Genomic DNA, 25,293 nt, shown 5'->3' on the forward strand with positions numbered 1-25,293 from the left:
ACAACGACGACAAACAACAGTTATGGCTCCCTGCGCGGGCCGTCCGAAAAAGGAGGGCCGGCCTGCGCTTGCGGCAGCCGCCGAGGCGGTCGCATGCCCTGTCCGTCAGCGTGGCTGTTCGGGCAGCGCGACGCGTCAGCCTCTACAATATAGGCGGTGAGCGGCCGATTTGGCCCTATAGCATGCCGCACGCGAAGAGTGCGCCGGGTCGCGCGTTCGCGCAATGGCGTGCAACAGATTCTTTCACTTTTCCCGATTTTCGCAGCGTAATTTGATATTTTTTGACGTTTGCGCGCGAGAAAAACGTTTTCACGGAGTTTTGATGAGCATTGACCGGGCACAAGTCGACGCCGCGCTGGCGGCAGTCGTCGACCCCAATACCGGCCGCCCGTACGCGGCGAACAAGGGCGTGCGCAACGTTGCGATCGACGGCGATGTCGTGGCGCTCGACGTGGTGCTCGGTTATCCGGCGCGCAGCCAGCACGATGACGTGCGCGCACGCGTCGCCGCGGCGCTCCAGGCCGTGCCGGGCGTGCGCGACGCACGCGTCGCCGTGTCGCAGGAGATCGTCGCGCATACGGTGCAGCGCGGCGTGAAGCTGTTGCCGAATGTGAAGAACATCGTCGCGGTCGCATCGGGCAAGGGGGGCGTCGGCAAGAGCACGACGGCCGTTAACCTCGCGCTCGCGCTCGCCGCGGAAGGCGCGTCGGTCGGCATTCTCGACGCCGACATCTACGGCCCGTCGCTGCCGACGATGCTCGGCATCCACGGCCAGCGCCCCGAGTCGCCGGACAACCAGTCGATGAACCCGCTCGTCGGCCATGGGCTGCAGGCGAACTCGATCGGCTTCCTGATCGAGGAAGACAACCCGATGGTGTGGCGCGGGCCGATGGCGACGTCGGCGCTCGAGCAGCTGCTGCGCCAGACCAACTGGCGCGAGCTCGACTACCTGATCGTCGACATGCCGCCCGGCACGGGCGACATCCAGCTCACGCTCGCGCAGCGCGTGCCCGTCACCGGCGCGGTGATCGTCACGACGCCGCAGGACATCGCGCTGCTCGACGCGAAGAAGGGACTGAAGATGTTCGAGAAGGTCGGGATTCCGATCCTCGGCATCGTCGAGAACATGAGCATCCACATCTGCTCGAACTGCGGCCACGAGGAGCACATCTTCGGCGCCGGCGGGGCGGAACGGATGGCGAAGGATTACGACGTGAACGTGCTCGGCAGCCTGCCGCTCGACATCGCGATCCGCGAGCGGGCCGACAGCGGCACGCCGACGGTCGCGGCCGAGCCGGACGGCGCGCTCGCGCGTCGCTACCGCGACATCGCGCGCGGGGTCGCGCTGGCGATTGCCGAGCGATCGCGCGACATGACGTCGAAGTTCCCGTCGATCGTTGTTCAAAATACGTAAAACCCTTGCGGGGCGGGGCCTCACGCTGTTTACGGCGCCGCGAGGCGCGGTATCATGGCGACTTTTCCCGGGTCCCTTTACCCGCCCGGCGCGGCCGTCGTGTCAAACGGCCGCCAGCCGGCATGAGGATCGAATGAAACAACGACATCACGGCGTGCGCGCCGGCCGCGCGCGGCGCGCGCTGCTGGCCGCCGCCGCGCTGGGCCTGCTGGCCGGCTGTACCTCCTTTTCCTCGTCGCACGAAAAACGGGCCGACGCACAATTGCAGCCGACGGTCGGCTCGCAGACGCGCGGCGCGGTGACGTTCGTCGAGCGCCCGGACGGTGTGCAGGTCACCTACAACCTGGTCGGCCTGCCGCCGAACAGCGATCACGCGCTGCAGGTGCACGAGCGCGGCGACTGCAACGCGGGCGACGGCTCGAGCGCCGGCCAGGTGTTCGCGCCGGCCGCCGACCGGCTGCGCGCCGGCGCGCGCGTCGCCGGCGATCTCGGCAACATCCATGCGGATGCGAACGGCGTCGCGGCCGGCTTCATCGTCGCGCCCGATCTGGCCCTCGACGGCGTGCGCTCGGCGATGAACCGCGCGGCGCTGGTGCACCGCGACTCGAGCGACCCGGCGTTTCCGCAGCATGGCGCGGGGCCCGCGCTGGCCTGCGGCGTGATCCGTTGACGGCCGCCGCGTGCGTGAGCCGATGATCGCGTAAAATGTCCGCCTTTCCCGGCCGCCGCTTTGCGCGAGCGGCCCTCCCCTGACCGTCACGCAGCGTTTCCAGGCGCCCCGATATGAGCATCAAGTCCGACAAATGGATTCGGCGCATGGCCGAAGAGCACAAGATGATCGAGCCGTTCGTGCCCGATCAGGTCCGCGCGTCCGAGGACGGCCGCCGGATCGTCAGCTACGGCACGTCGAGCTACGGCTACGACATCCGCTGCGCGGACGAATTCAAGATCTTCACGAACATCAACTCGACGATCGTCGATCCGAAGAACTTCGACGAGGGTTCGTTTGTCGATTTCAAAGGCGACGTGTGCATCATCCCGCCGAACTCGTTCGCGCTGGCCCGCACCGTCGAATATTTCCGCATCCCGCGCACCGTGCTCACCGTCTGCCTCGGCAAGTCGACCTACGCGCGCTGCGGGATCATCGTCAACGTGACGCCGTTCGAACCCGAGTGGGAAGGCTACGTCACGCTGGAATTCTCGAACACCACGCCGTTGCCCGCGAAGATCTACGCGAACGAAGGCGTCGCGCAGGTGCTCTTCTTCGAAAGCGACGAGGTGTGCGACGTGTCGTACGCCGATCGCGGCGGCAAGTATCAGGGGCAGCGCGGTGTCACGCTGCCGAAAACCTGATCTGGTTGCATAACGTCTCACCAGTTTCCGGGTGACCGCTGCGCGTGACGCGCCGCGGTCGTTCTTTTTGGAGAATCGCCCATGAAGTTTCGTTTCCCCGTCGTCATCATCGACGAAGATTTCCGCTCCGAGAACATCTCGGGCTCCGGCATCCGGGCGTTGGCCGAAGCGATCGAGAAGGAGGGCGTCGAAGTCCTCGGCCTCACGAGCTACGGCGATCTGACGTCGTTCGCGCAGCAATCGAGCCGCGCGTCGTGCTTCATCCTGTCGATCGACGACGACGAACTCATGCTCGGCGAAACCGGCCCGGACGGCGAGCTGCCCGAGCTCGCGACCGCGATCATCGAGCTGCGCGCGTTCGTCACCGAAGTGCGTCGCCGCAACGCGGACATTCCGATCTTCCTGTACGGCGAGACGCGCACGTCGCGCCATCTGCCGAACGACATCCTGCGCGAACTGCACGGCTTCATCCACATGTTCGAGGACACGCCGGAGTTCGTTGCGCGCCACATCATCCGTGAAGCGAAGGTCTATCTCGACTCGCTCGCGCCGCCGTTCTTCAAGGAACTCGTCAAGTACGCGGACGAAGGCTCGTACTCGTGGCACTGCCCGGGCCACTCGGGCGGCGTCGCGTTCCTGAAGAACCCGCTCGGCCAGATGTTCCACCAGTTCTTCGGCGAGAACATGCTGCGCGCGGACGTCTGCAACGCGGTGGACGAACTCGGCCAGCTGCTCGACCACACCGGCCCGGTGGCGGCGTCCGAGCGCAATGCGGCGCGCATCTTCAGCGCCGATCACCTGTTCTTCGTGACCAACGGCACGTCGACGTCGAACAAGATCGTCTGGCACGCGACGGTCGCACCGGGCGACATCGTGCTGGTCGACCGCAACTGCCACAAGTCGATCCTGCACGCGATCACGATGACGGGCGCGATTCCGGTGTTCCTCACGCCGACGCGCAACCATTTCGGCATCATCGGGCCGATCCCGCGCGACGAATTCAAGCCGGAGAACATCCGCAGGAAGATCGAGGCGAACCCGTTCGCGCGCGAGGCGATGCGCCAGAACCCGGACATGAAGCCGCGCATCCTGACGATCACGCAGAGCACGTACGACGGCGTGGTGTACAACGTCGAGATGATCAAGGACCTGCTCGGCGACCTGCTCGACACGCTGCACTTCGACGAAGCATGGCTGCCGCACGCGACGTTCCACGATTTCTACCGCGACATGCACGCGATCGGCGACGGCCGTCCGCGCACGGGCGCGCTCGTGTTCGCGACCCACTCGACGCACAAGCTGCTCGCGGGCATCTCGCAGGCGTCGCAGATCGTCGTGCAGGATTCGGAGAACCGCACGTTCGACAAGCACCGCTTCAACGAGGCGTACCTGATGCACACGTCGACGAGCCCGCAGTACGCGATCATCGCGTCGTGCGACGTCGCGGCCGCGATGATGGAGCCGCCGGGCGGCACCGCGCTCGTCGAGGAATCGATCGCCGAGGCGATCGACTTCCGCCGCGCGATGCGCAAGGTCGACGCCGAGTACGGCGACGACTGGTTCTTCAGCGTGTGGGGCCCGGACAACCTGTCCGAGGAAGGCATCGGTTCGCGCGAGGACTGGATGCTGAAGCCGAACGACCACTGGCACGGCTTCGGCCCGCTCGCGGAAGGCTTCAACATGCTCGACCCGATCAAGGCGACGATCATCACGCCGGGGCTCGACGTCGACGGCGAGTTCGGCGAGACCGGCATTCCGGCGGCGATCGTCACGAAGTACCTGGCCGAGCACGGGATCATCGTCGAGAAGACCGGCCTGTACTCGTTCTTCATCATGTTCACGATCGGCATCACGAAGGGCCGCTGGAACTCGATGGTGACCGAGCTGCAGCAGTTCAAGGACGACTACGACAACAACCAGCCGCTGTGGCGCGTGCTGCCGGAATTCGTCGCGCAGCATCCGCGCTACGAGCGCGTCGGCCTGCGCGACCTGTGCACGCAGATCCACGACGTGTACCGCGCGAACGACATCGCCCGCCTGACGACCGAGATGTACCTGTCGGACATGGAGCCGGCGATGAAGCCGTCGGACGCGTTCGCGAAGCTCGCGCACCGCAAGATCGACCGCGTGCCGCTCGACGAGCTCGAAGGCCGCGTGACGAGCATCCTGCTCACGCCGTATCCGCCGGGCATCCCGCTGCTGATTCCGGGCGAGCGCTTCAACAAGACGATCGTGAACTACCTGCGGTTCGCGCGCGACTTCAACGAGCGTTTCCCGGGCTTCCACACCGACATCCACGGCCTCGTCGCGGAAGAGGTGAACGGCCGCGTCGAGTACTTCGTCGACTGCGTGCGCGACTGATGGCGGCGCACGGACGATTCCGGACGATGCGCGCGGCGCTGGCCGCGCTCGTCGTCTGGACGGCAGGATTGGCGGGGCTCGCGGGCGCGGGCGTCGCCCATGCGGAAGTCGCGGCGGCCGACCCGATCGACGTCGCGATGCGGCAATGCCTCGCGCGGCGCGACCGGTCGTCGCCGGCCGGGCAGATCCAGTGCATGGGCGAAGCACAGCAGCAGTGGCAGGCAGTGATGGACGGCGCATACCAGCGCCTGTCGAAGGATGCGCCGGCCGACGCGAAGCGCGGCTGGCAGGACAGCCAGCGCCGCTGGCTCACGTGGCGCAAGGACGAAGTGCTGCTGCTGAAGGCCGTGTACGACACGACGCGCGGCACCGCGTATGCGATGTCGAGCGCCGACCTGCAGCTGCAGCCGGTGCGCGATCGCGCGCTGGCGCTGCGCGGGGCGGCCGATCGCTATGCCCCGCCGCCGGCAGCCGTGCCGGTCGCGGCGACGAGCGGTGCGCAGGGCAGTGGCGCGGCCGCGCCGGCTGGCGCCAAGCCGGCGAATGCGTCGCGCGATCCGGCGATCCGCCGCGTGCGGCCGTGCGTGCAGGATGCCGCGTGCGAACACGCGCTGTTCGACCTGAACCGCTATTACCAGAAGCTGCGCCGCAAGATGCCCGCGCATTCGGCCGCGACGCTCGTGCGCGCGCAGCGCGCGTGGGTGGCGTTCCGCGATGCGACGGCGCCGCTCGTCGGCGAGGACGGACGCGTCGACCTGATCGGTGCGCGCATCGCGACGATGAAGCGGCTGTCGGAGACGGCCGGCAACCGGTAAAGGGCGCGCCGCTTTCGAGTGGGCGACACGACGAAACGGGCACCCTCGGGTGCCCGTTTTGCATGGCGCGGCGTATTGCCTACGCGGGCCTACGCGGGTTGCGACGTGCCCTGCAGCCCGAACCACGACGGCACGAGCGCGACCGCATCGTCGAGCGACGCGAGCACGTGCAGGCTCAGCGCGACGATCTCGGGCGTCGGCGCCTTCAGGTCGGGCACGGTGACGACGGCAGCACCCGCGCTGGCGGCCGACTGCGCGCCGAAGTCGCTGTCCTCGAACGCGACGCACGCGTGGGCCGGCACGCCGAGACGCTCGGCCGCGAGCCGGTAGACGGCCGGGTCGGGCTTGCCGCGCGCGACTTCGTCGCCGCCCGCGATCGCACGGAAGAACGGCAGCACGCCGACCGCGCCGAGCCGCGCGCGGATCACGTCGCCCGCGGACGACGACGCGACCGCGCACGGAATGCCCGCCCGCGCGAGCGTTTCGAGCAGCTCGAGCGCGCCCGGCTTCAGCGGAAACTTCGAATGGGGTTCGGGTGCGGCGAGTTGCTCGCGCACGCGGATACGCACCGCATCGAACGTCGCGGGGTCGCCGATTAACCGCGCCAGGATCACCTGGCCCTCGGCGAACGAGCGGCCGACGATCTGCAGGTAGTCGATCTCGGTCAGCACGACGCCATGCGCGTTCGACACGTCGATCCACGTGTTCATGATGGTCCGCTCGGAATCGACGAGCAGGCCGTCCATGTCGAAGAGCGCGGCGGAAAAGGTCATCGGGGGCATCCGTGAAGCGGGGAAAGCAGCGGGCGGCGCGAGGGGCGCCCGAATGAAAAACGGACGCCGAAGGCGTCCGTCCGGAACCGCAGGGCGTTACTTGGCCAGCGCGGCGCGGGCAGCCTTGACGGCCGCACGCACCTGGTCGGGCGCGGTGCCGCCCGGATGGTTGCGGCTCGCGACCGACCCTTCGAGCGTCAGGTAGCCGAATACGTCGTCGCCGATCAGGTGCGCGACGTTCGGCAGTTCCTGCTTCATCTCGTCGAGCGTCAGGTCGGCGAGGTCGATGCCGCGGTCGTCGCAGATCTTCACCGCGTGCGCGACGGCTTCGTGCGCGTCGCGGAACGGCAGGCCGCGCTTGACCAGGTAGTCGGCGAGGTCGGTGGCGGTCGAGAAGCCCTGCAGCGCGGCCGCGCGCATCGCGTCCGGCTTCACGGTGATGCCGGCGACCATCTCGGCGAAGATCCGCAGCGTGTCGGCGACGGTGTCGACCGTGTCGAACAGCGGTTCCTTGTCTTCCTGGTTGTCCTTGTTGTACGCGAGCGGCTGGCCCTTCATCAGCGTGAGAAGCGCCATCAGGTGGCCGTTCACGCGGCCGGTCTTGCCGCGCGCGAGCTCGGGCACGTCCGGGTTCTTCTTCTGCGGCATGATCGAGCTGCCGGTGCAGAAGCGGTCGGCGATGTCGATGAAGCCGACGCGCGGGCTCATCCACAGCACGAGTTCTTCGGAGAAGCGCGACACGTGCGTCATCACGAGCGCGGACGCCGCCGTGAATTCGATCGCGAAGTCGCGATCGGACACCGCGTCGAGCGAGTTCGCGCAGATGCCGTCGAAGCCGAGCGTCTTCGCGACCGCGTGACGGTCGATCGGATAGCTCGTGCCCGCAAGCGCGGCCGCGCCGAGCGGCAGGCGGTTCACGCGGGTGCGGCAGTCGCGCATGCGTTCGGCGTCGCGCGTGAACATCTCGACGTACGCGAGCAGGTGGTGGCCGAACGTGACCGGCTGCGCGACCTGCAGGTGCGTGAAGCCGGGCATGATCGTGTCGGCGTTCTGTTCCGCGAGGTCGATCAGCGCGCCGCGCAGGTCGTTCAGCAGGCCGCCGATACGGTCGATCTCGCCGCGCAGCCACAGGCGGATGTCGGTCGCGACCTGGTCGTTGCGCGAGCGGCCCGTGTGCAGGCGTTTGCCGGCATCGCCGATCAGCGCGGTCAGGCGCGCCTCGATGTTCAGGTGGACGTCTTCCAGGTCGAGCTGCCATTCGAATTCGCCGCGCTCGATCTCGCCCTTGATCTGCGCCATCCCGCGTTCGATCGCGGCGAGGTCGTCGGCGCTGATGATCTTCTGCGCGGCGAGCATGTTCGCGTGCGCGAGCGAGCCGGCGATGTCGACGAGCGCGAGGCGCTTGTCGAAAAACACCGACGACGTGTAGCGCTTGACCAGCTCCGACATCGGTTCCGAGAAGCGGGCCGACCAGGCCTCGCCCTTTTTGTGCAGTTGGGACGTCATGGCGATTCTTCGAAGGGGAGTTGGGCGGCCGTGAGCCGCCGAGGGAATCCCGGGATTCTAACATTCGCGGGCCGGCCGACCGCCGCCGGCGCGGGGGCCGGCGCGCTCAGTCGCGCACCAGCACGACGAGCTTCAGGTCCTCGCGGTGCGTGGGCTTCAGCGTGATCTGCTGGTACACGAGACGGCCATCGGCCGGATGGTCGAATTCGCGCAGGCCGCCTTCGCGCTCGAACACGTCCTGCGACGCCCAGTACTGTGCGAACGCGTCGCTGCCGGTGGTCAGCGCGTCGATCAGCGCGCGCGTCGGCGCGTCGGTCAGGTGGCGGATCGCATCGGCGCGGAATTCGGCCGCGAGCCGCCGCGCGCGGGTGTCCCAGTCGACGATCAGCGTGCGTGCGGCCGGCGACATGAACGTGAAGCGCAGCAGGTTGCGGTCGTGCTCGTCGTCGAGCCAGCCGGAAAAGAGCGCGGCGGCCGGCGCATTCCACGCGAGCGCGTTCCATTGGCGATCGAGCACGTAGGCGGGCGTCGCGATGGCCGCGACGGTGGCGGCGAGCGTCGGCGGCAGGTCGCCGGCCGCGACGTCGGGCTCGGCCGGGTCGCGCTGCGCGGCCAGCTCGAACAGGTACGCGCGCTCGGCCTTCGACAGCTGCAGCGCGACGGCGATCCGGGCGAGCGCGTCGGCGGAGGCCGACACGGGCCGGCCCTGTTCGATCCACGTGTACCAGGTCGGACTCACGCCGCACAGTTGCGCGACTTCCTCGCGCCGCAGCCCCGGCGTGCGGCGGCGCGGGCCGGGCGGCAGACCGACCGCCTGCGGCGACAGCCGCTCGCGGTGGGCGCGGATGAATTCGCCGAGCGCGCGGGCGGGCGTGGCGTCGAGCGGCGGGACGGGGGCGGAGGACGGCTGGTTCATGCGGAAACGGCGAAGTGGAAGCGAAAACGCGGCAACGATCGAAGGATCAGACAGGTGGATCGAATACCAGAATAACTACTTAACTTGTACTGGTACAAGCGCAGGCCTATTGTAGCGGCTCGCGCGCTGGCAGGGCAGCGGGCGTCCCACACAATGCGTTGCACGGGGCCGGATCGCGCGCTGAAGCGCCGGGATCGGCCGACTGCATCAAGGAAAGGAGCGAACGATGAAACACCACGACCAGGTCGCCGACGCATTCGGCACGACGGCCGCCGCCTATCTGACGAGCACGGTTCATGCGACGGGCGCCGACCTGCAGACGCTCGCCGACGCGGTGAGCGCGACGCCCGACGCCGCGGTGCTCGACCTTGGTTGCGGCGCCGGCCACGCGAGCTTCGCGGTCGCGCCGCACGTGCGCGATGTGGTCGCGTACGATCTCGCCGCGCCGATGCTCGCGACCGTCGATGCGGCCGCGCGCGAACGCGGGCTCGCGAACGTCCGCACGCAGCAGGGGCCGGCCGAGCGGCTGCCGTTCGACACCGCGACGTTCGACTGGGTCGTGAGCCGGATGAGCGCGCACCACTGGCACGACATGCGCGCGGCGCTCGCCGAGGTGCGCCGCGTGCTGAAGCCGGGCGGCCGCGTGCTGATGATCGACATCGCCGGCAACGACCATCCGCTGCTCGATACGTACCTGCAGGCCGCGGAAGTGCTGCGCGACGCGTCGCACGTGCGCGACTACCGCGCGGACGAATGGCTCGCGATGTTCCGTGAAGCCGGCTTCGACGCGCAGGTGCACAGCCGCTGGCGGCTGCCGATCGATTTCGATACGTGGGTCGAGCGGATTCGCACGCCGGCCGACAGCGTCGCCGGCATCCGCGCGCTGTGGGCGCATGCGCCGGACGAGGTGCGCACCTATTACGCGGTGCAGCCCGACGGTTCGTTCGAGCACGATGCGTTGCTGATCGACGCGCACTGAGCGTGCGGCGCGCGCCGCGCCGCTTTGCCGTTGCGCCATTTCGTCGCCGCATGAAAAAAAGCCGCGATACGCATGAACGCGTATCGCGGCTTTCGTGATGCCGGCCGGCGCCGAAGAACACACCCGGCGCCCGCGCCGCCCGCGGAATCAGCCGGTATTGCGCAGGCCGGCCGCGATCCCGTTGATCGTCAGGTGAATCCCGCGGCGCAGCCGCGCGTTCGTGTCGCCCGCGCGGTGACGCTTGATCAGCTCCACTTGCAGGTGATTGAGCGGATCGAGATACGGGAAGCGGTTCTTGATCGAGCGCGCGAGCAGCGGGTTGGTCGCGAGGCGGCCTTCCTGCCCGGTGATTTCCGCGAGCGCCCGCGACGTGCGCTCCCATTCCGCGACGATCCGCTCGAACACGTGCTTGCGCAGCTTGCGGTCGGACACGAGCTGCGCATAGCGCGACGCGACCGCGAGATCGGTCTTCGCGAGCACCATGTCCATGTTCGACAGCAGGTTCGCGAAGAACGGCCAGGTCTTGTTCATCTTCTTCAGCAGCGTCACGCGTTTCGCGCGCTCGGCGTCGTCCTGCGCGCCGTCGAGATACGCGCTCACCGCGCTGCCGAAGCCGTACCAGCCGGTCAGCAGCAGCCGGCACTGGCCCCACGAGAAGCCCCACGGAATCGCGCGCAGATCCTCGATCTTGCGCTGCTTCGGGTCCTGCAGCTTGCGCGACGCCGGGCGGCTGCCGATGTTCAGCTCGGCGATCTCGGTGATCGGCGTCGACGAGAAGAAGTAGTCGGTGAAGCCCGGGGTTTCATAGACGAGCGCCCGGTACGCGGCCATCGCGGAATCGGACAGCGTCTGCATCGCGGCCTCGAACGCGGGCAACTGCGCCGGTGCGTTCGATTGCGGCAGCAGCGACGCCTCGAGCGTCGCGGCGACGACCGTCTCGAGGTTGCGGCGGCCGATCGACGGGTTCGAGAACTTGCTCGCGATCACCTCGCCCTGTTCGGTCAGGCGGATCTGGCCGTTCACGGTGCCCGGCGGCTGCGACAGGATCGCCTGGTAGGTCGGGCCGCCCCCGCGGCCGACCGTGCCGCCGCGGCCGTGGAACAGCCGCAGCGTGATCTTGCGCTCGCGGAACAGGTCGACGAGCGCGAGTTCCGCGCGATACAGCTCCCAGTTCGACGTGAGGAAGCCGCCGTCCTTGTTGCTGTCCGAGTAGCCGAGCATCACTTCCTGCTCGGCGCCCTGGTGCGCGATCAATGCGTCGATGCCCGGCAGCGCGAAGTAGTCGCGCATGATGCGCGACGCGTCGCGCAGGTCGGGGATCGTCTCGAACAGCGGGATCACCATCAGGCTGTTCTTTGCGTGGCTGCCCGGCACGCCGAGTGTGCCTTCGAGCAGCCCCGTCTCCTTCTGCAGCAGCAGTACCTCGACGAGGTCGCTGACGGTTTCCGTGTGCGAAATGATGTAGTTGCGCACCGCACGCGCGCCGAATTGCGCGCGGACCTCGCGCGCCTTCTCGAACACGCCGAGCTCGCTCTGCGCGAGCGCCGAGTATTCGAGATACGGCGAGCGCAGCGGGCGCGGGTCGGCGAGCGCGGCGAGCAGCACGCGCAGCTTGTCCTCCTCGGCGAGCGCCGCATAGTCGGCCTCGACGCCCGCGCGCGCGAACAGCTCGGCGACCACCGCTTCGTGGATGTCGGAGCTCTGGCGCAGGTCAATACTCGCCAGATGGAAGCCGAACACTTCCGCCGCACGCACGAGCGGCGCGAGACGCGGCGCGGCGAGCGACGCGCCGTGGTGTTCGTCGAGCGACGCGGTCAGCACCTTCAGATCGGCGACGAACGCTTCGGAATCCTCGTACGGAATCGCCCGCACGGGCGGCGCGCCGCGGCCCGCGCTGCGCACCGGCACCGTGCCTTCGCCGAGACGCACGCGCGCGCTTGCGGCGAGCCGCGTGTAGATGCCGATCAGCGCGCGGCGATACGGTTCGTCGACGCGGTGCGGCGACTGGTCGGGCGACGCGGCCGCGAGCGCCTTCACCGCGTCGTTCGCGCCGACCAGCAGATTCGACACCGACAGCTCGGCGCCCAGCTTGTGCACCTGTTCCAGATAGTGTTCGAGGATCACCGCGGCCTGGCGGTTGATCGCCTCGTCGAGCGTCGCCGCGGTCACGTTCGGGTTGCCGTCGCGATCGCCGCCGATCCAGCTGCCCATCTGGAAGAACGCGGGCACACGCGCGGACAGCCCGTGCTCGGCGAGCGCGGCCTCGATGTCGCCGTACAGCGCGGGCAGCTCGTCGAGGAACGTCGCGCGGTAGTACGACAGCGCGTTCTCGATCTCGTCGCCGACCGTCAGGCGTGCGTCGCGCAGCATGCGCGTCTGCCACAGCGCGGTCACGCGCGCGCGCAGCATCGTTTCGTTGTACTGGCGCTCGCGTGCGGTCAGCTCCTGGTCGCGCTCGGCGAGCAGGCGCGCGATGTCGTGCTGCGCGTCGAGAATGCTCTTGCGCTGCACTTCGGTCGGGTGCGCGGTCAGCACCGGCACGATCAGCGCATCGTCGAAGAAGCGTTGCAGCAGGCGCTTCGACGCATTGCCGGTGGTTTTCAGCTGGTCGAGCGCGTACGCGACCGTGCCCGGCTGCGGCGCGGAGCCGGCCAGTGCGTGGATGCGGCGGCGGCGGTTGTGGTGACGGTCTTCCGCGATGTTCGCGAGGTGCGAGAAATAGCTGAACGCACGCACGACGCTCACCGTCTGCTCCGGCGTCAGCTTGCGCAGCTTCTTCTCGAGCGTCTGCGCGGCTTCGCTGTCGTCCTCGCGGCGGAACTTCACCGCGGTCTGGCGGATCGTCTCGACCACGTCGAACACGGTATCGCCTTCCTGTTCGCGCACGACGTCGCCGAGCAGGCGGCCGAGGAAGCGGATGTCCTCGAACAGCGGGCCGTCCTTGTCGTCGCGCGTGCGGGTGCCGGCCTTCGGCGCGACGGCATTGCGGGCGGCGGGGCTCGTGGCTTTCGTCGTGCGTTTTGTCTGACGTATCGGGTCTTTCGGTTTCGTTGCCGTGGGTTTCGCTGCCGTTTTCGCACGGCCGTTCGCGGCGGTGGCGACGGTGTCCGTCGAGGCATCGGGGGAGGGCAAGGCAGCATTGCGGCGCGCCGTACGCGCCGATCCGGAAGACTTCACGATGGGTTTCCTTGGGAAAGCTCGAGTCAAAAGGAACTGCGGAAACTGCGGGAACTGCGGTCAAGCAACCAGCTACGTGCGGCACATCCGCACAACGGCGCCGCGACCCGCGCGGAAGCAAGCCGGGCGCAGGCTCCGGGCCCGGGCGGGCCGGGGCGTGCGTGCTACCATTGTTCGATCTTCAATCCCGTCCTTCGATGTTCCAGCAATGAATTCCGAGACCCCCGCGGCCGGGCCGCAGCAGGCACAGCCGCCCGCGACGTTGACGATTGCTTCGCGCGAGAGCCGCCTGGCGATGTGGCAAGCCGAACATGTGCGTGATGCGCTGCGCAAATTATATCCAGCTTGTGACGTGAAAATCCTCGGGATGACGACGCGCGGCGATCAGATTCTCGATCGCACGCTGTCGAAGGTCGGCGGCAAGGGCCTGTTCGTGAAGGAACTGGAAGCCGCGCTGGCCGACGGCCGCGCCGATCTCGCCGTGCATTCGCTGAAGGACGTGCCGATGGCGCTGCCCGACGGCTTCTCGCTCGCCGCGATCATGGAACGCGAAGACCCGCGCGATGCCTTCGTGTCGAACGACTACGCGTCGCTCGACGCGCTGCCGGCCGGCGCGGTCGTCGGCACATCGAGCCTGCGTCGCGAGGCGATGCTGCGTTCGCGTTATCCGCATCTCGAGGTCCTGCCGCTGCGCGGCAACCTCGACACGCGCCTGGCGAAGCTCGACCGCGGCGACTACGCGGCGATCATCCTCGCGGCCGCCGGCCTGAAACGCCTCGGCCTCGAAGCGCGGATTCGCGCGCTGCTCGACGTCAAGGCCAGCCCGCCCGCGGCCGGCCAGGGCGCGCTCGGCATCGAGATCGCCGCGCACCGCGACGACGTCGCCGCGTGGCTCGCGCCGCTGCATGACCCGCAGACCGCGCTCGCGGTCGAGGCCGAACGGATGGTGTCGCGCGCGCTCGGTGGCAGTTGCGAGGTGCCGCTCGCCGCGCACGCGGTGTGGCGCGCGGGCGAGCTGTACCTGACGGGACGCGTATCGACCACCGACGGCAAGCGCGTGCTGACGGCCGAGGAATGCGGCGCGGTCGTGACCGTCGCCGATGCGCTAGCGCTCGGCCGCGCGGTGTCCGACGAACTCGAGGCGCAAGGCGCGCTCGACATCGTCCAGGCGCTGCTCGCGGGCTCGCAGGCCGCGGGCAAGGGCGACGCCTGATGGCGGGCGGCGCGCGCGCGTTCACCGCTGTCCTGACGCGTCCGGACGGCCAGTCCGACGCGCTTGCGGCGCAACTGGCCGATGCCGGTTGCGACGTGCTCGAATTCCCGCTGATCGATATCGCGCCGGTCGACGATCCGGCGCCGCTCGACGCCGCGTTCGCGGCGCTGGCCGACTACGCGCTGGTGATCTTCGTGTCGCCGAATGCGATCGACCGCGCGCTCGCGCGGTACGACGCGATCTGGCCGAACGCGCTGCCGGTCGGCGTGGTCGGGCCCGGCAGCGTCGCGGCGCTCGAGCGCCACGGCATTGCGGCGCCCGCGCATCGCGTGATCGCGCCGCAGGCGCCGGCCGACGGCGGCGTGCCCCATTACGATTCGGAAAGCCTGTTCGCGAGCATCGAAGTCGCGTTCGGCGGCGCGCAGGCGCTCGCGGGCAAGCGCGTGCTGATCGTGCGCGGCGACGGCGGGCGCGAATGGCTCGCCGAGCGCCTGCGCGAGGCCGGCGCGGACGTCACGCTCGTCGCCGCGTACCGGCGCGTCGTGCCGGAGCCGCGCGTCGGTGCGTGGGAGCGCGTGCACGCGTTGCTCGACGGCCAGCCGCATGGGTGGCTCGTCACGAGCTCGGAAGGCGTGCGCAACCTGCACGAGCTTGCGCGGGCCCATCTGAACGAGGCCGAGATCGACGCGCTCAAGCATGCGCCGCTCGTCACGCCGCACCCGCGGATCGAGCAGACCGCGCGGGCATTGGGTTTTGATAGGATTACGCTGACCGGCGCGGGCGATGAGCGCATCGTCCGCGCGTTTCGAACGATGGCCGACGAGGCCGTCCAACCGGCGACAGCCGTACCGGTGACTAAACGCATGACAGATACCAACGATTCCAAAAGCGTCGCTTCCCAGCCGGCCGCTGCATCCGCACCGCCGTCCAGCCCCCCTTATCTCGCGCCCGAGCCGCGTGCGCGCCGCGGCGGCAGCGCGGTGCTGTGGTTCGTCGTCGTCGTGCTCGGCTGCGCGGCGGGTGTCGGCGGCTACGCGCTGAACCGCAAGATCGACCGGCTCGACGGCACCTTCGTCGCGCGCCAGAAGGCGCTCGACGCGCAAGCGGCCGAAACGCGGCTGAAGACCGAGCAGGCGCTCGCCGGCACGCACCAGGTCGACACGCAGCTCGCGCAGCTCGACGGCAAGCTCGCCGATGCGCAGAGCGCGCAGCAGGCGCTGCAGCAGCAATACCAGGACCTGTCGCGCAACCGCGACGCGTGGATGCTCGAGGAAGTCGACCAGATGCTGTCGAGCGCGAGCCAGCAGCTTCAACTGACCGGCAACACGCAACTCGCGCTGATCGCGCTGCAGAACGCCGACGCGCGTCTCGCGACGTCGCAGAGCGCGCAGGCCGTCACGGTGCGCAAGGCGCTCGCGCTGGACATCGAGAAGCTGAAGGCCGCGCCCACGGCCGATCTCACCGGCCTCGCGATCAAGCTCGACGACGCGATCGCCAGGATCGACGCGCTGCCGCTGTCCGGCGAGGCGATCGTGCCGCACGCGGCGCCGAAGGCCGCGCCGGTTGACGCCGCCTCGTCGGTCGCCGCCGGCGAGCCGCGCTGGAAGGTGTGGTGGCACGACTTCTCGGCCGGCCTCGGCCAGCAACTGAAGGGCCTCGTGCAGGTGCGCCGGATCGACAACGCGGACGCGATGCTCGCGTCGCCCGACCAGGGCTACTTCGTGCGCGAGAACGTGAAGCTGCGCCTGCTGACCGCACGGCTGTCGCTGCTGGCGCGCAACGACAGCGCGATGAAGGCCGACCTGCACGCCGCCCAGGCGTCGCTCGGGAAGTATTTCGATCAGGCGTCGAAGGACACGCAGACCGTCGAGGATCTGCTCAAGCAGGTTGACGGCGCATCGCTGACGGTCGCGGTGCCGAACCTGAACACGAGCCTGAACGCCGTTCAGCAGTTCAAGAGCCGGGGGTAACGATGACGCTTCGAGGAATCGTCTGGCTCGCGGTCCTGTTCGCGATCGCCGCGGCGCTCGCCACCGTCGGCCGTTTCGACGCGGGGCAGGTGCTGCTCGTCTATCCGCCGTACCGGATCGACGTGTCGCTGAACCTGTTCGTGATCGCCATCGTCGTGCTGTTCATCGTCGTGTACGCGCTGCTGCGCATCGTGCGCAACATCTGGCGCATGCCGCAGCGGGTCGCCGCGTATCGCGCGCGTTCGCGCAACGAGAAGGCGCAGGCGTCGCTGCGCGATGCGATCGCGAACCTGTACGCGGGCCGCTTTTCGCGTGCGGAGAAGGCCGCGCGTGAAGCGCTGACCGTCGACGCGAACCTGGGCGCCGCGAGTCTCGTCGGGGCCACGGCCGCGCACCGGATGCACGAGTACACGCGCCGCGACGACTGGCTGTCGAAGGTCGACGCGCCCGAATGGCAGGATGCGCGGCTGCTCGCCGCGGCCGACATGCGCGCGGACGCCCGCGACGCCGACGGCGCGCTCGCCGCGCTGGCCGACATGCAGGCCGGCGGCAAGCGCATTCATGCGCAGCAGGTCGCGTTGCGTGCCCAGCAGCAACTGAAGAACTGGGCCGAAGTGCTGAAGCTCGCGAAGGCGCTCGAAAAGCGCGAGGCGCTGCATCCGGCCGCGGCCGTGCGGCTGCGCCAGCAGGCAGCGGAAAACCTGCTGCGCGAACGCCGGCACGATCCGGACGCGCTGCTCGAAGTGTGGCAGTCGCTGTCGCCGGTCGAGCGCCAGTCGCCGCGTCTGGCCGATCTCGCGGCCGAGCTGCTGGTGCCGCTCGAGCGCCGCAACGAAGCGCGCCGCATCGTCGAGGACGCGCTCGCGCACAACTGGGATGCACGCCTGCTGCGCCGTTACCCGGACACGGCCGGCGCCGATGCGCTGCCGCTGATCCAGAAGGCCGAAGGCTGGAAGAAGGATCATCCGGAAGATGCCGACCTGCTGTTCGCGCTCGGCCGCCTCTGCCAGCAGCAGCAGCTGTGGGGCAAGGCGCAGTCGTTCCTCGAATCGGCGCTGAAGCTGGCCGACAACGAGGCGCTGAAGGTGCGGGCGCATCGTGCGCTCGCCCGCCTGTTCGAGCACCTCGGCGAAACCGACAAGGCCGCGAAGCACTACCGCGAAAGCGCGCTGGCGATTACCGTCGTGTGACGCGGCGCGGCGCGGCGCTGCGCTGCGCCGCGTAAAAAACCCCGAACGCCGATCGGCCTTCGGGGCTTTTTTTCGCCTGTGGCGAGGCAGGGGCGGCCCGCAGCGCGTTACGCGCCGAGCCTGCGCAGCAGGTCGTCCTCGCTCGCGACGAACCAGACCGATTTTCCGCGATTGCACTCGCGAACGAGCGCGCGCAGCGCTTCGCTGCGCGCGAGCCGGCGGTCGATGTCACCGACCACGCCGAGCCGGACGCCGTAGTTGGTCAGCTTTTGCAGCACGGCGCCGGCCAGCCCGCTGTCGAGCCGGTAGAAGTCGTCGTGCAGCGTGTCCGCCGCGACCGCGATCCAGTCGGCTTCATGCTCGTGCGCGAGCGCGACGAGATCGAGCGCGTCGCTTTCCCGTTGCACGAGGCCGGCGGAAGGATCACGGACCAGCACGCGGCTGCCGGCGGCCTGAACGATTCGATGGGGCATGTCGAGCGTGTCCGTCGATGAGAGAAAAGTGCGCACGGTGTCGCGCTGCCCGCGGATGAAGTGAGGCTGCTCGGGAAGAAACCGCACCTGCGCGTGCGGCACGAGGCGCGTCAGGCGATCCTGCGTGTCGCGGGAATCGAGCATCACGTCGCGGCCTCCGACGATCGCCAGCACGGGCATCGATAACGTGCGGAGCATGGTGTCGTCGAATACCGGAATCGGCTCGATGCGCGGCCGAAAGCCGCGATCGACGGCGCGCATCAGTGCGAGCGCGTCCCGTTCGGCCGGCGTCGATGCGGGTGGCAGGCGACCCAGCACGCGCCGCCGCACGCATGCGCGCCCGGCATCGCCGAGCAGCAACAGCGGCAGCGCCCACCACAGAAACGGCTTCTGCCTGCCGATGCCGGACGGGCAGAGCAGCGCGAGCCGGGTGACGCGCGGCGGCCGCCGCAACGCGAAGTCGAGCGCCGTTCGCGCGCCGAGCGAGATGCCGACGAACGCGGCGCGCGACACCTGCAGGCCGTCGAGCACGTCGTCGAGCCACTGCGCATAGGCGTCGCCCGCGAGCGGCGGGCGCGACGGCGCGCTCGGTCCCGCTTCGCCGATCACGTCGATCGCGTAGAGCCGGAAGTGCGTCGCCCAGTCGGCCGCGTGATGCTGCCAGCTTGCCGCCGTCGTCTGTGCGCCGTGGATCAGTACGACCGGCGGCGCGTGTTCGGGACCGCAGGCGATGACGTGCGTCGCGCCATGACGCGTTTGCACGGTGACGCGCCGATGCCCGGCCGGCCAGTGCGACAGCGCGGCCGCGTAAGCGGCGCGAATCGCGCGGGCATGGCGGGGTGACTTGAAGATTGCGCTCATGTCCCGCTTTGCTGGAGCAGCATGTCGAGCGACGACATCAGCGCGGCCGTGTCGGCCGGTGTCGCGGTCACGATGATCTTGGCCACGCTCGAGGCGGGATCGAACGTGACGTCGATTCGCACGGGGTCGACATACGATGTGCGGCCGGACGCCAACGCGTGCAGCGACCGCGACAGGTACTGGTGCAGCGACTGCGACGCATCGGGAATGTCGACGATGCTGGTGACGCGCACCGCACGCGGTGCGGGCGAGGCCGGCTCCGTCCGGGCGAACGCGGCGAGGTCGGCGTCGAGGATGCGGTATGCACGGCCGACCCGCGTCGCGCGCAGCTTGCCGTCGCGAATGAACCGCAGGACGGTCTTCGGATGGACGCGCAGGCGGGCGGCGGTGTCTTCGACGGTGTGGAACATGAGCTATCGATGATTTCCTTAATTATCTTTATTGTTCCATATATAAAGGAGCATAAGGGAATAATTTGGGTGATAAAGGGGCTGCCGTCGGATGGGCGAGACACTCGGCCGATCCGGGGTGTGCCCGTCCGGAATCGAAAACGCCCCGGCGGCCGGCCATGCCGGACGTCGGGGCGTATCGGGGAGAAACGGGCCGGCAATCGGCCGGCGTGTTCGATCGATCCGGGCGCCTTTACGCGCCGCGCGTCGTCACTTGTCGACGAGCCGCTTCGGCACCGACAGCGCCAGCAGCCCGCCGAGCACGAGGAACCCGGCCAGCATGTACATGCCCGCATCGTTGGTGCCCGTCACCTGCTTGAGCCAGCCCATCAGGTACGGGCTCAGGAAGCCGGCGAGGTTGCCGATCGAGTTGATCATCGCGATGCCGGCGGCGGCGGCCGTGCCGCCGAGGAACGCGGTCGGCAGGCTCCAGAACAGCGGCAGCGTCGTCAGGATGCCGATCGTCGCGAGCGTGAGGCCGAGCATCGCGAGCGCCGTCTGGTGCGCCCAGATCACCGACAGCACGAGGCCGACCGCGCCGATCGCGGCCGGAATCGCGAGGTGCCAGCGGCGTTCGCGGCGCTTGTCCGCGCTGCGCGCGATCAGGATCATCGCGACCACCGCGGCCGCATACGGAATCGCCGACAGCAGGCCGATCATGAACGTGTCGGTCACGCCCGTCGCCTTGATGATCGTCGGCAGCCAGAAGCCGACGCCGTAGAGCCCCATCACGAACGAGAAATAGATCAGCGCCATCAGCCAGACGCGCGGGCTCGACATCACGGCGCCGAGCGGCAGGTCTTCCTTGGTGGCTTCCTCCGCGTCGACGTTGCGGGCGAGCAGTGCCTTTTCTTCGTCGGTCAGCCACGTCGCCTTCGCGATCCGCTCGTCGAGCGTGAAGAACACGAGCACGCCGGCGAGCACCGACGGAATGCCTTCGAGCAGGAACAGCCATTGCCAGCCGTGCCAGCCGCTCACGCCGTCGAACGCCTTCAGGATGAAGCCCGAGATCGGCCCGCCGATCACGCCGGACAGCGCGACGGCCGTCATGAAGAACGTCGTCATCCGGCCGCGCCGGTGCGCGGGATACCAGTAGGTGAGGTAGAGGATCACGCCGGGGAAGAAGCCCGCTTCGGCGACGCCGAGCAGGAAGCGCATCACGTAGAACATCGCGGGCGTCGTGACGAACATCGTCAGGATCGAGATCACGCCCCATGTCGCCATGATGCGGGCGATCCACACGCGGGCGCCCACCCGGTGCAGGATGATGTTGCTCGGCACCTCGAACAGGAAATAGCCGAAGAAGAAGATCCCGGCGCCGAGCCCGTACACGGTATCGCTCAGGTTCAGGTCGCTCGCCATCTGCAGCTTCGCGAACCCGACGTTCACGCGGTCGAGATACGCGACCACGTAGCACAGCAGGAGGAGCGGCACGAGCCGCCACGACACCTTGCGGTAGGTTGCTTCCTCGAATGCGCCGGACGAGCCCGGCAGCGACTGCGTCGATGTTGCCATGTTGTCTCCTGTCGATCCAGGTTGGCGCTTTAGCGGTTACCTGGATCCCATGCTTTGCGGTCGATCGAGGTCGGCGCTTGGGCGGCTACCTTGATCCGATGCACCGCTGTCGTTGTAGTGGGCCGGAGCAGGCGCGGTGGTGCCCGATCCGGTTTCGTGCGAAGCAAGACGGGCCGATCGTGCGGCCCGGTACGACTAGATGCAGCGCCCGCCGTCGACTTCGAGGCAGACGCCGGTGATGAATTCGGCTTCGTCGGATGCAAGATAAAGCGCGGCGTTCGCGATGTCCTGCGGCGTCGAGAAGCGGCCGAGCGGGATCGTCGCGAGGAAGCGGCGGCGATTGTCCGGGGTGTCCTCGCAGCCCATGAATTCGGTCATCAGCGCGGTTTCGCCGAGCACCGGGTTGATGCAGTTCACGCGGATGCGGTCGGCGCCGAGTTCGGCCGCGAGCGACTTGCTGGCGGTGATCATCGCGCCCTTCGTGCTGTTGTACCAGACGAGGCCCGGGCGCGGCCGCACGCCGGCCGTCGACGCGACGTTCACGAACACGCCGCCGCCCTGTGCGCGGAAGTACGGCACGAAAGTCTGCACGCACCAGAACAGGCTCTTCATGTTGACCGCGTATACGCGGTCGAATTCGGCTTCCGTCACGTCGAGCACGGGCTTGTTGCGGTGCGTGGTGCCCGCGTTGTTCACGACGATCTGCACCGCATGGAAATCGTCGAGCGCGGCCTGCAGCAGCGCGCGCCAGTCGTCCTCTTTCGACACGTCGCCGGCCACCGCGATTGCCTTGCCGCCCGCGAGCGCGATCTCGCTCGCGACGCGCTCGGCCGCCGCGCCGTTCAGGTCGTTGACGACGACGTTCGCGCCTTCGCGCGCATAGGTCTTCGCGATGCCTTCGCCGAACCCCGAGCCGCCGCCCGTGACGATGGCCGTCTTGCCGCTCAACCGCATGGTGTGTCTCCTGTGCTGGTGACGAGGGTCGTCGCGTGTCGACGGGTAGCCGGCCGCTGCCGGCTGCCTGTCGCGGGCCGTGCGCTCAGCCGTGCCGGATCGCGATCGTCTTCAGCGCGGTGAAGCCGTACAGGGCCTCGAAACCTTTCTCGCGGCCGTGGCCCGAATGGCCGACGCCGCCGAACGGCAGTTCGACGCCGCCGCCCGCGCCATAGTTGTTGATGAACACCTGGCCTGCGCGCAGGCGCCGCGCGAGCCGCATCTGGCGCGCACCGTCGCGGGTCCAGATGCCCGCGACGAGGCCGTACGGCGTGCCGTTCGCGAGTGCGACGGCTTCGTCCTCGTCGACGAAACGCATGGCCGCGAGCACGGGGCCGAATACTTCCTCCTGCGCGAGCCGATGCGACGGCGGCACGTCGCGCAACAGCGCGGGCGCCTGGTAGAAGCCGCTTTCGGGCGCGTCGGCGACGACCTGTCCGTGCGCGGCCATCGGAATGCCGTCGTGCTGCGCGTCGGACAGGAAATCCCACACGCGTTGCTGCTGCTTCGCGTTGATCAGCGGGCCGCAGTCGAGATCGGCGCGGCTCGGGCCGACGCGCAGCCCGTTGAACGCGGTGGCGAGGCGCTCGACGAGCGGCTCGTACACCGCGCGCTCGATCAGCACGCGGCTGCCAGCGGAGCAGGTCTGCCCGCCGTTCTGCACGATGGCGGCTACGAGCACGGGCAGCGCCGCGTCGAGATCGGCGTCGGCGAACACGATTTGCGGCGACTTGCCGCCGAGTTCGAGCGTGACGGGCACGTGGTTCTCGGCCGCCATCTGCGTGACCAGCTTGCCGGTGGCCGGCGAGCCCGTAAACGAGATGTGGTCGATGCCCGGATGGCGCGCGAGCGCGGCACCCGCTTCATGGCCGTAGCCGGTGACGACGTTGAGCGCACCGGCCGGCAGCCCGACCTCGGCGGCCAGCTCGGCGACGCGCAGCACGGACAGGCACGCATCCTCGGCCGGCTTGACCACGCACGCGTTGCCGGCCGCGAGCGCCGCGCCGACGCTGCGCCCGAAGATCTGCATCGGGTAGTTCCACGGCACGATATGGCCGGTGACGCCGTGCGGCTCGCGCACCGTCAGCACCGTGTAGCCGGCCTGGTAGGGGAGGGTTTCGCCGTGCAGCTTGTCGGCGGCGCCCGCGTAGAATTCGAAGTAGCGCGCGAGCGCGGCGGCATCGGCGCGCGCCTGCTTCAGCGGCTTGCCGGTGTCGCGCGCCTCGATCGTGGCGAGCTCCTCGATCGAATCCGCCACGCGCGCCGACAGCCGCATCAGCACGCGGCCGCGTTCGGCGGCGCTGGCGGCGCCCCAGGGGCCCGCGAACGCGTCGCGGGCCGCGGCGACCGCGCGTTCGATGTCGGGCGCGGTGCCGCGCGCGATCGTCGCGAACGGCTGGCCGTCGGACGGATCGACGACCGCGATGGTTTCCAGTTGCGCGGGCAACGTCCATTCGCCCGCGATGAAATGCTTCGCCTCTTCCATGCCTCCTCCTGTCGACCCAAGTTAGCGCTTTAGCGCTTACTTGGGTCCCATGCATCGCGAGTCGACCCAAGTTAGCGCTTTAGCGCTTACTTGGGTCCCATGCAAAGCGGTCGACCCAAGTTAGCGCTTTAGTGGTTACTTGGGCCCCATGCAATGCGGTCGATCCAAGTGAGCGCTTCAGCGCTTGCCCGGGCTCCATGCTTTGTGGTCGACGTGCAACGGGCCGCCGGTTCGACGGCCCGACATCCGGAACGATTATCGCGCCGATCGTCATCAGGACGCCACCGGTCGATTGGCTATAATGGCGCATTCCTTTTGGGGGATGCCCGCGGCGGTGCATCGGCCGCGGCGCCCTGTCCCGAATTCCCATCGACCTACAGAGAGTGCTCATGAGCTTCAATCATGTTCCGGCCGGCAAGGACCTGCCGCAAGATTTCAACGTGATCATCGAGATTCCCGCGCAAAGCGATCCGGTGAAGTACGAGGCGGACAAGGAACTGGGCCTTCTCGTCGTCGACCGCTTCATCGGCACGGGCATGCGCTACCCGGTGAACTACGGCTACATCCCGCAGACGCTGTCGGGCGACGGCGATCCGGTCGACGTGCTGGTGATCACGCCGTTTCCGCTGCTGGCCGGCTCGATCGTGCGTTCGCGCGTGCTCGGCATGCTGCAGATGACCGACGAGTCGGGCGTCGACGCGAAGCTGGTCGCGGTGCCGCACGACAAGATCTGCCCGATGACGGCCAACCTGAAGACGATCGACGACGTGCCCGAGTACCTGAAGGATCAGATCAAGCACTTCTTCGAGCAATACAAGGCGCTCGAGAAGGGCAAGTGGGTGAAGGTCGAAGGCTGGGCCGGCATCGAAGCCGCGCACAAGGAAATCACCGACGGCGCCGCGAACTACAAGAAGTAAGCGGCGTGCCGGCCGACGGCCGGTTCGTACGGAACGCAAACCGCGCGTGTCTCCTCAGGAGGCCGCGCGGTTTTGTTTTGCGCGTGCGGTTTTCGGGCGGGCGGCCGGGGAGACGGGCGCGGGCGGGACAGCCGGCGCTTTCTTCGCGCGTTTCGTTCTGGGCGGGGCAACGGACGGAGCGATCGCGGCGGCGGCTTTCTTGGCCGCTGGACGGCGCCGGGCCGGTGCGGAAGCGGCCGCTTCGCGTACGCTCGCGCCGGGTTTGCCGGCAGTGACCGACGCCTTCCTTTTTGACGGCGTGGAAGAGGGCGAGCCGGTTTTCTTTACCGGTGTGCCACGCGACGAGGTCTTTTTTGCGGCAGCATTGCCGTCGGCTTTTGCACGTTTCGCGTCCGGCGCGGCTTGATTTGATTTCGTCGACTTCGACTTCGACGCTGGTGTGCCCTTCGCGGGCTGCGCCGTCTTCGCGGCCGTTGCGGCCCCGACCACTTTCCCGGCCTTCACCTTTTTCCCGGCAACCTGTTCCGTTGCAGCCGCCGTCGCCGCATCGTCGATGCTTTCCGCCTTCTCCTTCTTCCGCCCGCGCGCCGTGGCCTTCGTCCCGGCCGTGTCGCCGGCCTCGTCGAGCGCGACCACCACCGGCAACACCGATTCCAGCGTGCGCAACCCAGCCGCCAGCTCGCGCTTTTTCGCGGGCGTGAGCCGCTTCACCCAGTATTCGGCGCGCGACGCGCTCGACCGGTCGGGCAGCGCAAACGACGCGAGCACCGCGCGCGGCTTGCGCGAACGCGTGTAGCGCGCGCCCTTGCCGGACGCGTGTTCGTCGAAGCGCGCGGCGACATCGGTCGTGATGCCCGTGTAGACGCTGTCGTCGGCGCATTCGATCAGATACAGAAACCAGGACATGGCGGGGCGGCGGGATGCGAAGCCGC

The 25,293-nt window shown here is 68.6% G+C and carries 20 protein-coding genes; 10 read left to right on the forward strand and 10 right to left on the reverse strand.

Features of this window, described 5'->3' with window-relative positions; all coding sequences use genetic code 11:
• Positions 1 to 322: 322 nt before the first annotated feature.
• The 5 genes from apbC to BLS50_RS12535 all read left to right on the forward strand — a co-directional run bounded on the left by apbC (position 323) and on the right by BLS50_RS12535 (position 5,943).
• Entirely contained in the window at positions 323 to 1,414 is a 1,092-nt protein-coding gene (apbC, locus tag BLS50_RS12515; protein ID WP_023477952.1) for an iron-sulfur cluster carrier protein ApbC, read from the forward strand.
• Between the two features lie 133 nt (positions 1,415 to 1,547).
• The gene (sodC, locus tag BLS50_RS12520; RefSeq protein WP_027814454.1) at positions 1,548 to 2,084 is read left to right on the forward strand and encodes a superoxide dismutase [Cu-Zn]; all 537 of its coding nucleotides are present in this window, start codon (positions 1,548 to 1,550) and stop codon (positions 2,082 to 2,084) included.
• Between the two features lie 113 nt (positions 2,085 to 2,197).
• Positions 2,198 to 2,767 (forward strand): dCTP deaminase, encoded by a 570-nt coding sequence (gene dcd, locus BLS50_RS12525; RefSeq protein WP_006398615.1) that lies wholly within the window; start codon positions 2,198 to 2,200, stop codon positions 2,765 to 2,767.
• Positions 2,768 to 2,848: 81 nt separating this feature from the next.
• Positions 2,849 to 5,128, forward strand: coding sequence for an arginine/lysine/ornithine decarboxylase (locus BLS50_RS12530; RefSeq protein WP_011545955.1), 2,280 nt, complete (start codon positions 2,849 to 2,851; stop codon positions 5,126 to 5,128).
• A complete protein-coding gene (locus BLS50_RS12535) occupies positions 5,128 to 5,943 on the forward strand; it encodes a lysozyme inhibitor LprI family protein (protein WP_012329006.1) in 816 nt (271 codons plus the stop codon). The genes BLS50_RS12530 and BLS50_RS12535 overlap by 1 nt, the downstream gene beginning before the upstream one ends.
• An 89-nt stretch (positions 5,944 to 6,032) precedes the next feature.
• Here BLS50_RS12535 and BLS50_RS12540 read toward each other — a convergent pair whose 3' ends face one another.
• The 3 genes from BLS50_RS12540 to BLS50_RS12550 form a co-directional block, all read right to left on the reverse strand.
• Positions 6,033 to 6,716 (reverse strand): HAD family hydrolase, encoded by a 684-nt coding sequence (locus BLS50_RS12540; RefSeq protein ID WP_069232997.1) that lies wholly within the window; start codon positions 6,714 to 6,716, stop codon positions 6,033 to 6,035.
• A 96-nt stretch (positions 6,717 to 6,812) separates the two neighbouring features.
• Positions 6,813 to 8,222, reverse strand: a complete 1,410-nt coding sequence (gene argH, locus BLS50_RS12545; RefSeq protein WP_006478117.1) for an argininosuccinate lyase — start codon at positions 8,220 to 8,222, stop codon at positions 6,813 to 6,815.
• A 106-nt stretch (positions 8,223 to 8,328) separates the two neighbouring features.
• Complete coding sequence (locus BLS50_RS12550) at positions 8,329 to 9,138, reverse strand: helix-turn-helix transcriptional regulator (RefSeq protein WP_074802340.1); 810 nt, start codon at positions 9,136 to 9,138, stop codon at positions 8,329 to 8,331.
• A gap of 226 nt (positions 9,139 to 9,364) precedes the next feature.
• Here BLS50_RS12550 and BLS50_RS12555 point away from each other — a divergent pair, with 226 nt between their 5' ends.
• Positions 9,365 to 10,117, forward strand: a complete 753-nt coding sequence (locus tag BLS50_RS12555; RefSeq protein WP_074802341.1) for a class I SAM-dependent methyltransferase — start codon at positions 9,365 to 9,367, stop codon at positions 10,115 to 10,117.
• 147 nt (positions 10,118 to 10,264) lie between these two features.
• Here the strand turns inward: BLS50_RS12555 and ppc are convergent, their stop codons facing one another.
• A complete protein-coding gene (ppc, locus tag BLS50_RS12560) occupies positions 10,265 to 13,294 on the reverse strand; it encodes a phosphoenolpyruvate carboxylase (protein WP_074802342.1) in 3,030 nt (1,009 codons plus the stop codon).
• A 208-nt stretch (positions 13,295 to 13,502) separates the two neighbouring features.
• On the opposite strand from ppc, the gene hemC reads away from it, so the two are divergent.
• From hemC to BLS50_RS12575, 3 genes are read left to right on the forward strand one after another with little or no spacing between them, the layout of a single operon-like run.
• Positions 13,503 to 14,507, forward strand: a complete 1,005-nt coding sequence (gene hemC, locus BLS50_RS12565) for a hydroxymethylbilane synthase (protein WP_074802343.1) — start codon at positions 13,503 to 13,505, stop codon at positions 14,505 to 14,507.
• Complete coding sequence (gene hemDX / locus BLS50_RS12570; protein ID WP_069232993.1) at positions 14,507 to 16,477, forward strand: fused uroporphyrinogen-III synthase HemD/membrane protein HemX; 1,971 nt, start codon at positions 14,507 to 14,509, stop codon at positions 16,475 to 16,477. The genes hemC and hemDX overlap by 1 nt, the downstream gene beginning before the upstream one ends.
• A gap of 2 nt (positions 16,478 to 16,479) precedes the next feature.
• Complete coding sequence (locus tag BLS50_RS12575) at positions 16,480 to 17,667, forward strand: heme biosynthesis protein HemY (protein ID WP_011545945.1); 1,188 nt, start codon at positions 16,480 to 16,482, stop codon at positions 17,665 to 17,667.
• Positions 17,668 to 17,774: 107 nt separating this feature from the next.
• Here BLS50_RS12575 and BLS50_RS12580 read toward each other — a convergent pair whose 3' ends face one another.
• The 5 genes from BLS50_RS12580 to BLS50_RS12600 form a co-directional block, all read right to left on the reverse strand.
• The gene (locus tag BLS50_RS12580; protein WP_027808911.1) at positions 17,775 to 19,001 is read right to left on the reverse strand and encodes an alpha/beta fold hydrolase; all 1,227 of its coding nucleotides are present in this window, start codon (positions 18,999 to 19,001) and stop codon (positions 17,775 to 17,777) included.
• Positions 18,998 to 19,411, reverse strand: a complete 414-nt coding sequence (locus BLS50_RS12585; protein WP_053526349.1) for a helix-turn-helix domain-containing protein — start codon at positions 19,409 to 19,411, stop codon at positions 18,998 to 19,000. The genes BLS50_RS12580 and BLS50_RS12585 overlap by 4 nt, the downstream gene beginning before the upstream one ends.
• 249 nt (positions 19,412 to 19,660) lie before the next feature.
• Positions 19,661 to 20,965 (reverse strand): MFS transporter, encoded by a 1,305-nt coding sequence (locus tag BLS50_RS12590; RefSeq protein ID WP_006478124.1) that lies wholly within the window; start codon positions 20,963 to 20,965, stop codon positions 19,661 to 19,663.
• 195 nt (positions 20,966 to 21,160) lie between these two features.
• Positions 21,161 to 21,919 (reverse strand): SDR family oxidoreductase, encoded by a 759-nt coding sequence (locus BLS50_RS12595; RefSeq protein ID WP_006478125.1) that lies wholly within the window; start codon positions 21,917 to 21,919, stop codon positions 21,161 to 21,163.
• 85 nt (positions 21,920 to 22,004) lie between these two features.
• A complete protein-coding gene (locus BLS50_RS12600; RefSeq protein ID WP_011545941.1) occupies positions 22,005 to 23,444 on the reverse strand; it encodes an aldehyde dehydrogenase family protein in 1,440 nt (479 codons plus the stop codon).
• A 389-nt stretch (positions 23,445 to 23,833) separates the two neighbouring features.
• Between BLS50_RS12600 and ppa the strand changes: the two genes are divergently transcribed.
• Entirely contained in the window at positions 23,834 to 24,361 is a 528-nt protein-coding gene (ppa, locus tag BLS50_RS12605; protein ID WP_006489643.1) for an inorganic diphosphatase, read from the forward strand.
• Between the two features lie 54 nt (positions 24,362 to 24,415).
• Here the strand turns inward: ppa and BLS50_RS12610 are convergent, their stop codons facing one another.
• Positions 24,416 to 25,267 (reverse strand): GIY-YIG nuclease family protein, encoded by an 852-nt coding sequence (locus tag BLS50_RS12610; RefSeq protein WP_074802344.1) that lies wholly within the window; start codon positions 25,265 to 25,267, stop codon positions 24,416 to 24,418.
• Between the last annotated feature and the right edge of the window lie 26 nt (positions 25,268 to 25,293).

It is taken from the genome of Burkholderia orbicola (assembly GCF_900100915.1).
Classification (GTDB): Bacteria; Pseudomonadota; Gammaproteobacteria; order Burkholderiales; family Burkholderiaceae; genus Burkholderia; species Burkholderia orbicola.

Coding starts and splice junctions, on each gene's coding strand:
- BLS50_RS12575 (WP_011545945.1), top strand. CDS start 16,480: ATGACGCTTCGAGGAATCGTCTGGCTCGCGGTCCTGTTCGCGATCGCC.
- argH (WP_006478117.1), bottom strand. CDS start 8,222: ATGACGTCCCAACTGCACAAAAAGGGCGAGGCCTGGTCGGCCCGCTTC.
- ppa (WP_006489643.1), top strand. CDS start 23,834: ATGAGCTTCAATCATGTTCCGGCCGGCAAGGACCTGCCGCAAGATTTC.
- BLS50_RS12535 (WP_012329006.1), top strand. CDS start 5,128: ATGGCGGCGCACGGACGATTCCGGACGATGCGCGCGGCGCTGGCCGCG.
- hemC (WP_074802343.1), top strand. CDS start 13,503: ATGAATTCCGAGACCCCCGCGGCCGGGCCGCAGCAGGCACAGCCGCCC.
- BLS50_RS12530 (WP_011545955.1), top strand. CDS start 2,849: ATGAAGTTTCGTTTCCCCGTCGTCATCATCGACGAAGATTTCCGCTCC.
- BLS50_RS12585 (WP_053526349.1), bottom strand. CDS start 19,411: ATGTTCCACACCGTCGAAGACACCGCCGCCCGCCTGCGCGTCCATCCG.
- BLS50_RS12555 (WP_074802341.1), top strand. CDS start 9,365: ATGAAACACCACGACCAGGTCGCCGACGCATTCGGCACGACGGCCGCC.
- BLS50_RS12550 (WP_074802340.1), bottom strand. CDS start 9,138: ATGAACCAGCCGTCCTCCGCCCCCGTCCCGCCGCTCGACGCCACGCCC.
- apbC (WP_023477952.1), top strand. CDS start 323: ATGAGCATTGACCGGGCACAAGTCGACGCCGCGCTGGCGGCAGTCGTC.
- hemDX (WP_069232993.1), top strand. CDS start 14,507: ATGGCGGGCGGCGCGCGCGCGTTCACCGCTGTCCTGACGCGTCCGGAC.
- BLS50_RS12580 (WP_027808911.1), bottom strand. CDS start 19,001: ATGAGCGCAATCTTCAAGTCACCCCGCCATGCCCGCGCGATTCGCGCC.
- BLS50_RS12610 (WP_074802344.1), bottom strand. CDS start 25,267: ATGTCCTGGTTTCTGTATCTGATCGAATGCGCCGACGACAGCGTCTAC.
- dcd (WP_006398615.1), top strand. CDS start 2,198: ATGAGCATCAAGTCCGACAAATGGATTCGGCGCATGGCCGAAGAGCAC.
- BLS50_RS12600 (WP_011545941.1), bottom strand. CDS start 23,444: ATGGAAGAGGCGAAGCATTTCATCGCGGGCGAATGGACGTTGCCCGCG.
- BLS50_RS12595 (WP_006478125.1), bottom strand. CDS start 21,919: ATGCGGTTGAGCGGCAAGACGGCCATCGTCACGGGCGGCGGCTCGGGG.
- BLS50_RS12540 (WP_069232997.1), bottom strand. CDS start 6,716: ATGACCTTTTCCGCCGCGCTCTTCGACATGGACGGCCTGCTCGTCGAT.
- BLS50_RS12590 (WP_006478124.1), bottom strand. CDS start 20,965: ATGGCAACATCGACGCAGTCGCTGCCGGGCTCGTCCGGCGCATTCGAG.
- sodC (WP_027814454.1), top strand. CDS start 1,548: ATGAAACAACGACATCACGGCGTGCGCGCCGGCCGCGCGCGGCGCGCG.